Origin of the sequence: Mycolicibacterium xanthum (assembly GCF_019710635.1) — a bacterium.
In the GTDB taxonomy this organism is placed as follows: domain Bacteria; phylum Actinomycetota; class Actinomycetes; order Mycobacteriales; family Mycobacteriaceae; genus Mycobacterium; species Mycobacterium xanthum.
The window spans coordinates 86015-99103 of sequence record NZ_JAIFZS010000020.1 but is presented as its reverse complement, the minus strand read 5'-3'; the positions used below and the strand labels follow the sequence as shown (position 1 = coordinate 99103).

Below are 13089 nucleotides of genomic sequence, written 5' to 3'. Positions count from 1 at the left end.
GCGTGAGCGGCGGGCCGCCAGTCCGACCCACGGCGGCGGGCCGCCAATCCGGCGTGAGCGGCGGGCCGCCAATCCGGCGTGAGCCCTACAGCCAGTGGTTGCGCCGGAACGTGCGGTACAGCAGGAAGCACACGGCTGCCATCACGGTGAGCACCGCCGGGTAACCGAAGGTCCAGTGCAGTTCGGGCATGTTGTCGAAGTTCATGCCGTAGATGCCGGCCATCGCGGTGGGTACCGCCGCGATCGCCACCCAGGCGGAGATCTTGCGCATGTCCACGTTCTGCTGCATGGCGACCTTGCCGAGTGCGGCCTGCACGAGCGAGCTGAGCAGTTCGTCGAAGCTGGCGATCCGCTCGGAGGCCTTGATGGTGTGGTCGAGGACGTCGCGCAGGTATCGACGGATCTCGACGTTGATCAGGTCGTGGTGGTCGGTGCCGATGCGTTGCAGGTCGATGGTCAGCGGGCTCACCGCGCGACGGAGTTCGACGACCTCGCGTTTGAGCAGGTAGATGCACTCGATTTCGGTCTGGGCCAGCGGGGAGAAGATGTCCTCCTCCATCGCGTCGATGTCGGTCTCGATCAGGTCGGTGACGTCGAGGTAGGTGTCCACCACGTGGTCGGCGATCGCGTGCATCACCGAATAGGGACCGAGTTTGAGCGACGCGGGCGACTCCTCGAGGCGCCGCCGGACGCCGGCCAGGCCACCGTGGTCACCGTGGCGGACGGTGACAACGAAGTCGGCCCCGACGAAAAGCATGATCTCGCCGGTCTCGACGATCTGCCGGGCGTTGGCGATCGATTCGTGGTCGACGTACTTCACCGTCTTGAGCACCAGGAACAGCGTCTTGTCGTAGCGCTCGAGCTTGGGCCGCTGGTGGGCGTGCACGGCGTCCTCGACGGCGAGTTCGTGCAGGCCGAACACCTCGGCGACGGCCTGCATCTGGTGTTCGTCGGGCTCGTGCAGGCCGATCCAGACGAACGCGTCACGGCCCTCGGTCTCGATGTCGTGGACCTTCCTCAGCGCCGCGGAGTGCGTGTACTTGCCCGGCAACCGGTTGCCGTCGCAGTAGACGGCGCAGTCGACCATCGCCTGGGAGACCGGGACGTGGATCCGGCGGGCATCGTGTTCGTACTGGGTCTTGGAGCGTGCACCTTGACGCAGCAGCGATGGTGGCAGGGCGCGAAACGATGGCATGCACCGAACCTCCCTCCGGCACGAGATTCCGCATCGGCTTGCCCGTGACCGGGTTGCAGTGATCGTACGCGGCACAGGCCGATCAGACTGCTCACAGAGGGGGAACCTGTTCCGGTGAGGTCGTCCCGTCGGTTACCCTGACGCCCGTGACGGACAGTGTGGTTTCCTCTTCCCGCGAGCCCTCGGCGACGGCTCGCACACCCCAGGTCGTGATCGAGGACAGCGAGATCTTCGAGGCCCATGAGGGCGGCAAGCTCTCGGTCGAACTGAAAGCGCCGCTGGACACCCAGCGCGCGTTGTCGATCGCCTACACCCCCGGTGTGGCGCAGGTCAGCCGCGCGATCGCGTTCGATGCGACGTTGGCCAAGCGCTACACGTGGGCCAATCGGCTGGTCGCGGTGGTCAGTGACGGCAGCGCGGTACTCGGCCTCGGCGATATCGGCGCGGCCGCGTCGCTACCGGTGATGGAGGGCAAGAGCGCGCTCTTCAAATCCTTCGGCGGGCTGGACTCCATCCCGATCGTGCTCGACACCAACGACCCCGACGAGATCGTCGAGACGCTGATCCGGCTGCGCCCGACGTTCGGTGCGGTCAACCTCGAGGACATCTCAGCACCGCGATGCTTCGAGATCGAGCGCCGCGTCATCGAGGCGCTGGACTGCCCGGTCATGCACGACGACCAGCACGGCACCGCGATCGTCGTGCTCGCGGCGCTGCACGGCGCGTGCGCCGCGCTCAAGCGCGACATGCGCGCGCTGCGGGTGGCGATCTCCGGCGCCGGCTCCGCTGGCGTGGCGTGCGCGAACATGCTGTTGGCCGCGGGCGTCACCGACATCACCGTGCTGGACTCGAAGGGCATCGTGCACACCGGTCGCACCGACCTCAACCCGTTCAAGGCGGAGCTGGCCGTGCGCACCAACCCGAGTGGGCGTACCGGCGGGATCGCCGAGGCGGTCGACGGTGCCGACATGTTCCTCGGCCTGTCGGCGGGCGTGGTGCCCGAGGAGATCATCGCGACGATGGCGCCCGGCGGCATCGTGTTCGCGCTGTCGAACCCCGACCCGGAGATCCATCCCGACGCGGCCCGCAAATACGCCGCGGTGGTGGCCACCGGCCGCAGCGACTTCCCGAACCAGATCAACAACGTGTTGGCGTTCCCCGGGGTGTTCCGCGGCGCCCTGGACGCCGGCGCCCGTCGCATCACCGAGAAGATGAAGGTGGCCGCGGCGGAAGCGATCTTCGGCGTGGTGGGTGACGACCTTGCGGTCGACCACATCGTGCCCAGTGCGCTGGATTCGCGGGTGGGTCCAGCGGTGGCGGCCGCCGTGGCCGCGGCGTCCGAGGACCAGGTCGACTGATCCGTACGCCCGCTCGCAACGGTCTGCCGCTGCTGTTGGCCGTCCTGGCGGTGGTTGTGCTCGCGGCGGGGTGTGGGGGGCAGCCGCCACCGCCGTCGATCCCGATCGGTGCGGCAGACGACCCGCAGGACCAGTTGGTGGCACAGCTGTATGCGGCAGCGCTGCGCTTCTACGGCAATCCGGCACACGTGCAGACTGCCGAGAACCCGTTGGGGCAGCTAGATTCTGGGGAGATCCGGGTGGCGCCGGGCCTGACCGGACGGTTGCTGCACCGGCTCGACCCCGACTCGCCGGCTCGCTCGGACGTGCAGGTCTACCGATCCCTGCTCGCCGCGCTGCCCGAGGGCGTCGCCGCTGGCGACTACACCATCTCCGCCGACGACAAGCCGGCGTTGGCGGTGACCGAGCGTACCGCCGACGAGTGGGGTGACCGCGACATCTCGGCGGTGTTGCGCGCCTGCGCGGATGTATCGGTGGGCGCCGTCGCCGGTGCGCCGGGTCCCGCGTCGGTGGGGACCTGCACGCTTCCCGAGGCCAGGCAGTTCCCCGACGATGACGCGCTGTTCGACGCGCTGCGCGTCGGCCGGATCGACGCGGCGTGGACGACCACCGCGTCGCCCGACATGCCGGGCGAGGTGGTGGTGCTGTCGGACAAGACGGCGCTGGTGCGGGCCGAGAATCTGGTGCCGCTGTATCGCCGCAACGAGCTGAACGAGTCCCAGGTGCTCGCGCTCAACGAGATCGCCGGTGTGCTGGACACCGGCTCACTGGCCGATATGCGCCGCCAGGTCGCCGAGGGCGCCGACCCCGGCGTGGTGGCCGGGCAGTGGCTGGAGGCCCACCCGCTCGGTGTCGGCAACTGATCTGTCGGCAACTGATCTGTCGGCCACTGATCTTTCGGCGAGCGAGCGCGTCTGCGCGTCGACACGCCGGTTCGGGCGTCCTTTCGCGCGCGCTCGGCGCCGGTGAGCGCGCTCAGTTCTTCGTGGGCGACATCTTCGCGACGAACTTCGGGAACAAGCTCTGGTAGCCGGCACCGGCCGCGCGGATGACGATCTCGATCATCTTGGCGTCGTTGCCGACCAGGATGCGCGCCTTGTTCTTGCGGACGCCGTCGAGGATGATCTGCGCGGCCTTCTCCGGGGTGGTGCTGGCGAGCTTCTTGTCGAATGTCGCCGCGAGTTCTTCGGCGTCCAGTCCCTCGGCGGCGGTGCCGTTTCGGGCGATCGCCGTCTTCACCCCGCCAGGATGCACGCAGCTGACCCTGACCGGGTGGCCGGCCAACGCCATCTCCTGGCGCAGCGCCTCGGTGAACCCGCGGACCGCGAACTTCGCGGAGTTGTAGGCGGCCTGGCCGGGCACCGAGAACAGCCCGAACACGCTGGACACGTTGACGACGTGGCCGTCGCCGGAGGCGATCAGGTGGGGGAGAAACGCCTTGGTGCCGTTGACGACACCCCAGAAGTCGACATCCATGACGCGTTCGATGTCCTTGAACTGCGTGACCTCGATGTCGCCGGTGAACGCGATGCCGGCGTTGTTGTAGACCTGGTTGACCTTCCCGAAGTGGTCGGCCACCTCGTCGGCGTAGGCCAGGAACGTCTCCCGCTCGGTGACGTTGAGCCGGTCGGACTTCACCGGCACGCCGATCGCCTTCAGGCGTTCTTCGGTGACCGCCAGGCCCTCGGTATCGACGTCGCTGATCGCGACGCTGGCGCCGGAGCGGCCGAGTTCGATCGCGAGCGCCTGACCGATGCCCGAGCCGGCGCCGGTCACGACGGCCACCTTTCCGGCGAAGCCCTGCATATCCACTCCCTCGTGATGTTCTACGCGCGTCGAGTAGGTGTGAGGCTACCCGGTACCCGCGGTCCCGAGTACGACGGGTGCGCGTCGCCGGGACGGGGCTGAGTAATGACGGCGGGCCGGCCGGCGAAAATCAGGGCATGAAGATCCGCTACCCGGCCGTGGCCGTGGCCGTCGCCTTCGCGGCGATGTTGTCCGCCGCGCCGGCGCAGGCCGACCCGAGCACCGACGCCTTCCTGTCGGCGCTGGAGCATTACCGCATCGACGGGGTCGACCCGGCCACCGCGGTGCGGGTGGGAGAATCGGTGTGCCCGATGCTCGCCGAACCCGGGCAGGACGTCGCCGACGTCGCCGCCGACGTCGCCGAGACGCTGGGCCGTCCGCTCGGACCGGCGACCATGTTCACCGGCCTGGCCATCCAGATGTTCTGCCCGCGGGCCGTCACCGCGCTCACCGACGGCCGGCCGTTCTCGTTCTTCGGCTGACGAGGGTCCGACAGCGCGCGTTCGACGCCCGCGACGGCGCGGGAAATGCCGGCGTCTTCGGCGCGCCGACGTGCAGACCCGCGCGCTCGCGGAACGAAGCCGCCGCCGGGCTCGCGGAATGAAGCCGCCGCCGGGCTCGCGGAACGAAGCCGCCGCCGGGCTCAGCCGAATGCGGTGTCGATGAGCTCCTGCTGTTCGACGGCGTGCACCTTCGACGACCCCGACGACGGAGCCGACATCGCGCGCCGGGAGATGCGCCGGATCCCGGCCATCCGGTCCGGCATCAGCTCGGGCAGCGTCAGGCCCAGCGTGGGCCACGCCCCCTGGTTGGCCGGCTCCTCCTGCACCCAGAACTTCTCGGTGGCATTCGGGTAGCGGTCCAGGGTCTCGGCGAGCCGCCGCCTCGGCAGCGGCGCGAGCTGCTCGAGCCGCACGATCGCAACGTCGTCCCGCTTGTCCTTGGCCTTGCGCGCGGCCAGCTCGTAGTAGAGCTTGCCGCTGGTCAGCAGGATGCGTGTGACCTTCGACCGGTCGCCGTCGCCCTCGGCGTAGGTCGGCTCCTCGAGCACCGACCGGAACTTCATCTCGGTGAAGTCCTTCAGATCGGACACCGCGGCCTTGTTGCGCAGCATCGACTTCGGCGTGAACACGATCAGCGGCCGGTGGATCCCGTCGAGGCCGTGCCGGCGCAGCAGATGGAAGTAGTTCGCCGGCGTCGACGGCATCGCGATCGTCATCGATCCCTCGGCCCACAGCAGCAGGAACCGCTCGATGCGGCCCGAGGTGTGGTCGGGACCCTGGCCCTCGTGGCCGTGCGGCAGCAGCAGCACCACGTCGGAGAGCTGGCCCCACTTGGCCTCACCGGAGCTGATGAACTCGTCGATGATCGACTGCGCACCGTTGACGAAGTCGCCGAACTGCGCCTCCCACAGCACCAGCGCGTTCGGGTTGCCCACCGAGTACCCGTACTCGAAGCCCACCGCCGCGAACTCCGACAGCGCCGAGTCGTACACCATCAACTTGCCGCCGGTCGGGTTGCCGTCCGAGTCGACGGTCAGCAGGTCCAGCGGGGTGAACTCCTTGCCGGTCTTGCGGTCGATGATCACCGAGTGCCGCTGGGTGAACGTGCCGCGCCGGACGTCCTGGCCGGTCATCCGGATCGTCTTGCCCTCGGAAAGGAACGAGCCGAGCGCCAGCAGCTCGGCGAACGCCCAGTCCACCTTGCCCTCGTAGGCCATCTCCCGGCGCTTGTCCAGTACCGGCTTCACGCGCGGATGCACGTTGAACTCCGCGTCGTAGGCCAGGTGGGCGTCGCCGATGCGGTGCAGCAGCGACTTCTCCACCGCGGTGGCCGTCCCCCTCGGGACCATCTGGTCGGACTCCACCGATTCGCTCGGCGCCGCCGCGTGCTTCTCGAGCTCACGCACCTCGTTGAAGACCCGCTCCAGCTGCCCCTGGTAGTCGCGCAGCGCGTCCTCGGCTTCCTTCATCGAGATGTCGCCGCGGCCGATCAGCGCCTCGGTGTAGGTCTTGCGTACGCCGCGCTTGGTGTCGATGACGTCGTACATGTTCGGCTGTGTCATCGACGGGTCGTCGCCCTCGTTGTGGCCGCGCCTGCGGTAGCACAACATGTCGATGACGACGTCCTTCTTGAACTTCTGCCGGAAGTCGACGGCCAGCTTGGCTACCCACACGCAGGCCTCGGGGTCGTCGCCGTTGACGTGGAAGATCGGCGCGCCGATCATCTTCGCGACGTCGGTGCAGTACTCCGAGGAGCGCGAGTCGAACGGCGACGTGGTGAAGCCGATCTGGTTGTTGACGATGATGTGAATGGTGCCGCCGGTGCGGTACCCCCGCAGCAGCGCCAGGTTCAGCGTCTCGGCGACCACACCCTGCCCGGCGAACGCGGCGTCACCGTGCAGCATCATCGGCACGACCGTGAAGCCGTCCGGGCCGTTGCCCTTGTCGAGGATGTCCTGCTTGGCGCGGACCAGTCCCTCCAGCACCGGGTCGACGGCTTCGAGGTGGCTGGGGTTGGCCACCAGCGACACCTGGATGTCGTTGTCGCCGAACATCTGCAGATAGTTGCCGGTGGCGCCGAGGTGGTACTTGACGTCGCCGGAGCCGTGCGCCTGCGACGGGTTCAGGTTGCCCTCGAACTCGGTGAAGATCTGGCTGTACGGCTTGCCGACGATGTTGGCCAGCACGTTGAGCCGGCCGCGGTGCGGCATGCCGATGACGACCTCGTCGAGGCCGTGCTCGGCGCACTGGTCGATCGCGGCGTCCATCATCGGGATGACGGTCTCGGCGCCTTCCAGCGAGAAGCGCTTCTGCCCGACGTACTTGGTCTGCAGGAAGGTCTCGAACGCCTCGGCGGCGTTGAGCTTGCTCAGGATGTACTTCTGCTCTGCGACGGTCGGCTTCTCGTGCTTGACCTCGATGCGCTCCTCGAGCCACTTCTGCTGCTCGGGTTCCAGGATGTGGGTGTACTCCACGCCGACGTGCCGGCAGTAGGCGTCGCGCAGCAGCCCGAGCACGTCGCGCAGCTTCTTGTGGTCCTTGCCGGCGAATCCGTTGACCTTGAACTCGCGGTCCAGGTCCCACAGCGTCAGCCCGTGGGTGTTGACGTCGAGGTCCGGGTGGCTGCGGAAGCGGGTCTTGTCCAGCCGCAGCGGATCGATGTCGGCCATCAGGTGCCCGCGGTTGCGGTAGGCGGCGATCAGCTCGATGACCCGGGCGCTCTTGTCCTCGGTGGGATCGGGGTTGTCGATGCGCCAGCGCACCGGCTCGTACGGGATGCCCAGCTCGCGGAAGATCTCGTCGTAGAAGTCGTCGTCGAGCAACAGCTGGTGGATGGTGCGCAGGAAATCGCCGGACTCCGCGCCCTGGATGATGCGATGGTCGTAGGTCGACGTCAGCGTCATCAGCTTGCCGACGCCGACCTCGTTGATCCGCTCGTCGCTGGCACCCTGGAACTCGGCCGGGTACTCCATCGCGCCGGCCCCGACGATCGCGCCCTGGCCCTGCATCAGCCGCGGCACCGAGTGGACGGTGCCGATCGTGCCGGGGTTGGTCAGCGAGATCGTCACGCCGGCGAAGTCCTCGGCGGTCAGCTTGCCGTCGCGGGCGCGGCGCACGATGTCCTCGTAGGCCGCGATGAACTGGCCGAAACTCTGCGTCTCGCAATTCTTGATCGCGGCGACGACCAGTGCCCGCTTGCCGTCCTTGCCCGGCAGGTCGATCGCCAGGCCGAGATTCGTGTGGGCGGGGGTGATGGCGGTCGGCTTGCCGTCGATCTCGGCGAAGTGCCGGTTCATGTTGGGGAACTTCTTGACCGCCTGCACGATCGCGTAGCCCAGCAGGTGGGTGAACGAGATCTTGCCGCCCCGGGTGCGCTTGAGGTGGTTGTTGATGACGATCCGGTTGTCGATCATCGCCTTGGCCGGGATGGCGCGCACGCTGGTGGCGGTCGGCACCTCCAGCGAGGCGGACATGTTCTTCACGACGGCCGCCGCGGCGCCGCGCAGCACCTGGGTTTCGTCGTCGTCGGCGGGCGCGGGCGCGGCCGCCTTCGGCTTGGCCGGGGCGGCCTTGGGCTCGGCCTTGTCGGCAGCCTTGGGCTCGGCCTTGGCGGCGGGTTTCTCAGATTTCACCTGCGGGCCACCGTCCTGTGGCCCCGACTTGGGTTGGGCGACACCGTTGCTGCCGGCGGCCTCGGGGGCCGGCGCGGACGGAGCGCTCGCAGCGGGCGTGGATTTCCCGTTGCCACTCGGGGCGGCTTCGGTGGTGGGCTCGGGGGAGTAGTCGACGAGAAACTCGTGCCAGCTGGCGTCAACCGACGAGGGATCCTCGCGGAACTTGCGGTACATCTCCTCGACCAACCACTCGTTCTGACCGAATGGTGATGGTGAACTCACGGCCGTTCTTCGCCTCAATTCTTCGCTTCGGGCCAGTGCCCCCGGCAGCCGGCCGCCCCATTTCGAACCCGGTGTGCGGTCTTCCCGAGTTTCCGCCGTATAAAGGCTAGCGCTTCTACCATCGGGGGGACCACGCAACGTGGTGATGGTCGCCGCGTCATCGCCCAGCGGTGTGGTGGGTGGCGACGAGCGGGCGACGCGCTGCGGTCAAGGGCGCGGCGGGGGCAGCAGATGCAGCGTGGCGGGCCACCGGGGCGGCGGATTGCCGAACGCGCTGTGGGCGTTGGCGATGATCTTCTTGGCCATCAGCCGGTTTCCCACCCCGCCGACGGCCGCGCCGATACCGACCGGCAGCATCTTGCCGAACGCGATCGCGCCGCGCTTGAGTGTGTAGCGCTTGACGAAGTAACGGACCAGTCGGGTGTTCAGCTGGGACAGCGCGGGCAACGGCAGCGTCGCCGCGCCGTCGGACAGCCACGCACCGCTGGTCCGGCCGGGCCCCAGCAGGTCGGAGACGGCCCGCCTGCCGTCCTCGCCGACGAGCACCGCGAGCACCAGTGCGCGGCGCCGCTCGCGGTGCTCGGCGGGGATGCCGTGCACCTCGGCGACGGCCAGCACGTACACCGCGGTCGCCTCCAGGAACACCACCGTCTCGCCGGCGATCGCCGACATCGCCACCAGCGTGCCGACGCCCGGGAACGCGGCGGCCGATCCGACGGCGGCACCGCTGGCCATCACCGCGGCCATGTAACGGGCGTCGAGTTTCTTGACGATGTCGGCGGGGGCGGCACCCGGGTCGGCGTCGCGCAACTGCTGGACGTAGGCCTTGACCGCGGGCCCCTGCACCCGGGCGCCGCGCTCGACGATCTGGGACAGCACCTTGGCCGCGGCGCCGGGATCCTCATCGGCGACCGCCGGCGACTGGCTCTTGGCGCGTGACCGGGCACTCATGGTCGGCCCTCCTCGGGTGAGCCTGTCGGACCGTCTCTCGGCGCGATGTGTCCAGGCTAACGCCTGTCAAACGAATGGGGACGGGTGCGCGGTGCCCGCAGGTGATCGCCGTCACGGTCTGGTCCGGCGGGAAGAAACTATTGGGAAGCGACGCTAACCATATCCGTGGCATCATCCCCGGCAATGGACGTCAGGCAGCCGAGCAGGACCAAGATGATCGTGGTGCTGGGCCTGTTGGTGGCCCTGGGGCCGCTGACCATCGACATGTATCTGCCGGCGTTGCCCAAGATCGCCGACGAGCTGTCGCTGACCTCCTCGGTGGCGCAGCTGACCCTGACCGGAACGCTGGCGGGCCTGGCCCTCGGCCAACTCGTCATCGGACCGCTGTCCGACTCGCTGGGCCGCCGCAAACCGCTGATCGCCGGGATCCTGCTGCACATGGCCGCCTCGTTGCTGTGCTTGTTCGCGCCGAACATCCTCATGCTGGGCATCGCGCGTGGACTGCAGGGGGTGGGCGCCGCCGCGGCGATGGTGGTGGCGGTCGCCGTCGTCGGTGACCTGTTCGCCGGTTCCGCCGCCGCGACGGTGATGTCGCGGCTGATGCTGGTGCTGGGCGTGGCGCCGGTGGTGGCGCCCTCGCTGGGCGCGGCGGTGCTGCTGCGCGCGTCCTGGCACTGGGTGTTCGCCGCCCTGGTGGTCGTGGCCGGCGCGCTGCTGGTGATGGCCGTCGTGGCGTTGCCCGAGACCCTGCCGGTCGATCACCGGCGCCCGCTGAAGGTGCGCGGCATCATCTCGACCTACCTCGAGCTGCTTCGCGACCTGCGGTTCGTCACGCTGGTGGTGGTGGCCGCGCTGGGCATGTCGGGGCTGTTCGCCTACATCTCGGGCGCCTCGTTCGTGCTGCAGGGCCGCTACGGGCTGGGCCAGGGGGCGTTCGCGCTGGTGTTCGGCGCCGGTGCGATCGCGCTGATCGGAGCCACCCAGTTCAACGTCGTTCTGCTACGCAGGTTCTCGCCGCAGCAGATCATGGTGTGGGCGCTGTTCGCCGCGTCCGCCGCCGGCGCGGTGTTCGTCGCGCTGACGGTCGCCCACGTCGGCGGACTGGTCGGGTTCGTCGTGCCGGTGTGGGCGATCCTGGCCGCAATGGGCCTGGTGATCCCCAACGCGCCCGCCGTAGCCCTGACCCGTCATCCCGACGCTGCGGGCACCGCGGCGGCACTGCTCGGTGCGGCGCAGTTCGGGGTGGGGGCGGCCGTCGCCCCGCTGGTCGGGGTGCTCGGCAACGACGAGTTTGCGATGGCGACGGTCATGTCGGTCGGCGTCGTCGTCGCGCTCGGCGCGCTGCTGGTCACCGGTGTGCACAAGAACGCACCGGCGCCCGCCGTCGCTGGTGAGGCCGTCGCCGAAGCCGCCTGACCCGCCGGGGCCGGCCGGTGAACTTGTCCGGATACCCGTCGATACGTAGCGTCGGGAACCGACGTCATCGTGCGCTCTGCACACCGACCCTTAGCCGAAAACCACGCCGAATCCCTGTGCCCAATCCTGTTGAACACCAGACCGTGACCCCGCAGGCCGGGTCCGCCACCCCGCAGAACCCCTGGCATGCACTGTGGGCGCTGCTGGTCGGCTTCTTCATGATCGTGGTCGACGCAACTATCGTCGCCGTCGCCAATCCGGCGATCATGACCAAGCTGGGCGCGGACTACGACGCGGTGATCTGGGTGACCAGCGCCTACCTGCTGGCCTACGCCGTGCCGCTGCTGGTCTCCGGCAGGCTGGGGGACCGCTACGGCCCCAAGAACGTCTACCTGCTCGGGCTCACGGTCTTCACCGCGGCGTCGCTGTGGTGCGGCCTGTCGGGCACCATCGGCATGCTGGTGGCGGCCCGGGTGGTGCAGGGCGTGGGTGCCGCGCTTCTCACACCGCAGACGCTGTCGGTGATCACCCGGATCTTTCCGCCCCACCATCGCGGTGTCGCGATGAGCGTGTGGGGCGCCACCGCCGGGGTGGCCACCCTGTTCGGTCCGCTCGCCGGCGGGGTACTGGTCGATCACCTGGGCTGGCAGTGGATCTTCTTCGTCAACGTGCCCGTCGGCATCGCCGGCCTGGCCCTTGCGGTCTGGCTGGTGCCGGTGCTGCCCACCCAGACCCACCGGTTCGATCTGCCCGGCGTCGTGCTGTCGGGCGTCGGGATGTTCCTGATCGTCTTCGCGCTGCAGGAGGGGCAGTCCTACCACTGGGCACTGTGGATCTGGGCAACCATCGCGATCGGTCTGGTCATCATGGCGGCGTTCGTCTACTGGCAGTCGGTCAACACCGGTGAACCGCTGATCCCGTTGCAGATCTTCGGTGATCGTGACTTCTCGCTGTCCAACCTCGGCGTGGCGACCATCGGCTTCGTCGTCACGTCGATGATCCTGCCGCTGATGTTCTATGCGCAGGTGGTGTGCGGGCTGACGCCGACGCGGGCCGCGCTGCTGACCGCCCCGATGGCGGTCGCCACCGGGGTGCTGGCGCCGGTGGTGGGCCGGATCGTCGACCGTGCACACCCCAGGCCGGTGATCGGCTTCGGCTTCTCGGTGATGGCGATAGGCCTGACCTGGCTGTCGATCGAGATGGCCCCGACCACACCGATCTGGCGACTGGTCCTCCCGCTGACCGCGATGGGTGTCGGTATGGCCTTCATCTGGTCGCCGCTGGCCGCCACCGCCACCCGCAATCTGCCGCCACAGCTGGCCGGCGCCGGGTCCGGCGTGTACAACAGCACCCGCCAGGTCGGCTCGGTGCTGGGCAGCGCGGGCATGGCGGCGTTCATGTCGTCGCGGCTGTCGGCCGAGATACCCGGTGCCGACGCCGCCGCGCCGCGCTCGGAGGGTTCGGTCGTGCAGCTGCCGGAGTTCCTACACGCACCGTTCGCCGCGGCGATGTCGCAGTCGATGCTGTTGCCCGCGTTCGTGGCGCTGTTCGGGGTGATCGCCGCGCTGTTCCTGATCGGGTTCGGCGGGTCTCGGCGGATACCCGACCCGGCCGTCGCGCGGCCCGCCGCCCACGACGACGGATACCCCGGCCATGCCGACGAGGACGGCGGGTTCTTCGACGACGACGACTACGTCGAGTACATCGTGCACCGGGATGACGACGTCGCCGACCCGGCCACCGAACCCCTGGCCGGTCGTCCGGCGGCTCCGCCGGCGCCGCAGCCCGATCCCCAGGAGTGGCGCGACATCCTCGACCAACTGCTCGCCACGCCCGAACCGGTCGACCACCACAACGGTGTTCGCCCCGCCGACGCTCACGACGGTCACCCGTTCGTCGGCGAGGGCGGGTACCACCGTGGCGAGGATCCCGACACCTACGGCAGGCACTCGCGCGGATAACCG

At 69.0% G+C, this 13089-nt stretch carries 9 protein-coding genes; 5 read left to right on the top strand and 4 right to left on the bottom strand.

Annotation, left to right across the window (positions count from 1 at the left end):
* Positions 1-85: 85 nt before the first annotated feature.
* A complete protein-coding gene (gene corA, locus JDV09_RS10205; RefSeq protein ID WP_221368998.1) occupies positions 86-1195 on the bottom strand; it encodes a magnesium/cobalt transporter CorA in 1110 nt (369 codons plus the stop codon).
* A 158-nt stretch (positions 1196-1353) separates the two neighbouring features.
* Between corA and JDV09_RS10200 the strand changes: the two genes are divergently transcribed.
* Together JDV09_RS10200 and JDV09_RS10195 are read left to right on the top strand one after the other, a co-directional pair.
* Positions 1354-2553: an NAD(P)-dependent malic enzyme gene (locus tag JDV09_RS10200; RefSeq protein WP_372452890.1), complete on the top strand. Its 1200-nt coding sequence runs from the start codon at positions 1354-1356 to the stop codon at positions 2551-2553.
* Between the two features lie 35 nt (positions 2554-2588).
* A complete protein-coding gene (locus tag JDV09_RS10195) occupies positions 2589-3416 on the top strand; it encodes a glycine betaine ABC transporter substrate-binding protein (protein WP_255605118.1) in 828 nt (275 codons plus the stop codon).
* Between the two features lie 112 nt (positions 3417-3528).
* On the opposite strand, the gene JDV09_RS10190 is transcribed toward JDV09_RS10195, so the two are convergent.
* The gene (locus tag JDV09_RS10190) at positions 3529-4359 is read right to left on the bottom strand and encodes an SDR family NAD(P)-dependent oxidoreductase (RefSeq protein ID WP_221368996.1); all 831 of its coding nucleotides are present in this window, start codon (positions 4357-4359) and stop codon (positions 3529-3531) included.
* A 137-nt stretch (positions 4360-4496) separates the two neighbouring features.
* On the opposite strand from JDV09_RS10190, the gene JDV09_RS10185 reads away from it, so the two are divergent.
* Complete coding sequence (locus JDV09_RS10185; protein ID WP_221368995.1) at positions 4497-4841, top strand: DUF732 domain-containing protein; 345 nt, start codon at positions 4497-4499, stop codon at positions 4839-4841.
* Between the two features lie 161 nt (positions 4842-5002).
* On the opposite strand, the gene JDV09_RS10180 is transcribed toward JDV09_RS10185, so the two are convergent.
* Both JDV09_RS10180 and JDV09_RS10175 read right to left on the bottom strand, forming a co-directional pair.
* Positions 5003-8710, bottom strand: coding sequence for a multifunctional oxoglutarate decarboxylase/oxoglutarate dehydrogenase thiamine pyrophosphate-binding subunit/dihydrolipoyllysine-residue succinyltransferase subunit (locus tag JDV09_RS10180; protein ID WP_372452889.1), 3708 nt, complete (start codon positions 8708-8710; stop codon positions 5003-5005).
* A 255-nt stretch (positions 8711-8965) separates the two neighbouring features.
* A complete protein-coding gene (locus tag JDV09_RS10175) occupies positions 8966-9709 on the bottom strand; it encodes a hypothetical protein (RefSeq protein WP_221368993.1) in 744 nt (247 codons plus the stop codon).
* Positions 9710-9892: 183 nt separating this feature from the next.
* On the opposite strand from JDV09_RS10175, the gene JDV09_RS10170 reads away from it, so the two are divergent.
* Entirely contained in the window at positions 9893-11125 is a 1233-nt protein-coding gene (locus JDV09_RS10170; RefSeq protein WP_255605113.1) for a multidrug effflux MFS transporter, read from the top strand.
* A 116-nt stretch (positions 11126-11241) separates the two neighbouring features.
* Positions 11242-13086 (top strand): MFS transporter, encoded by a 1845-nt coding sequence (locus JDV09_RS10165; RefSeq protein WP_308124073.1) that lies wholly within the window; start codon positions 11242-11244, stop codon positions 13084-13086.
* Positions 13087-13089: the final 3 nt, after the last annotated feature.

Excerpts from the sequence above, each read along its gene's own strand:
- corA (WP_221368998.1), bottom strand. The coding sequence starts at position 1,195 with ATGCCATCGTTTCGCGCCCTGCCACCATCGCTGCTGCGTCAAGGTGCA.
- JDV09_RS10190 (WP_221368996.1), bottom strand. The coding sequence starts at position 4,359 with ATGCAGGGCTTCGCCGGAAAGGTGGCCGTCGTGACCGGCGCCGGCTCG.
- JDV09_RS10185 (WP_221368995.1), top strand. The coding sequence starts at position 4,497 with ATGAAGATCCGCTACCCGGCCGTGGCCGTGGCCGTCGCCTTCGCGGCG.
- JDV09_RS10180 (WP_372452889.1), bottom strand. The coding sequence starts at position 8,710 with ATGTACCGCAAGTTCCGCGAGGATCCCTCGTCGGTTGACGCCAGCTGG.
- JDV09_RS10175 (WP_221368993.1), bottom strand. The coding sequence starts at position 9,709 with ATGAGTGCCCGGTCACGCGCCAAGAGCCAGTCGCCGGCGGTCGCCGAT.
- JDV09_RS10170 (WP_255605113.1), top strand. The coding sequence starts at position 9,893 with ATGGACGTCAGGCAGCCGAGCAGGACCAAGATGATCGTGGTGCTGGGC.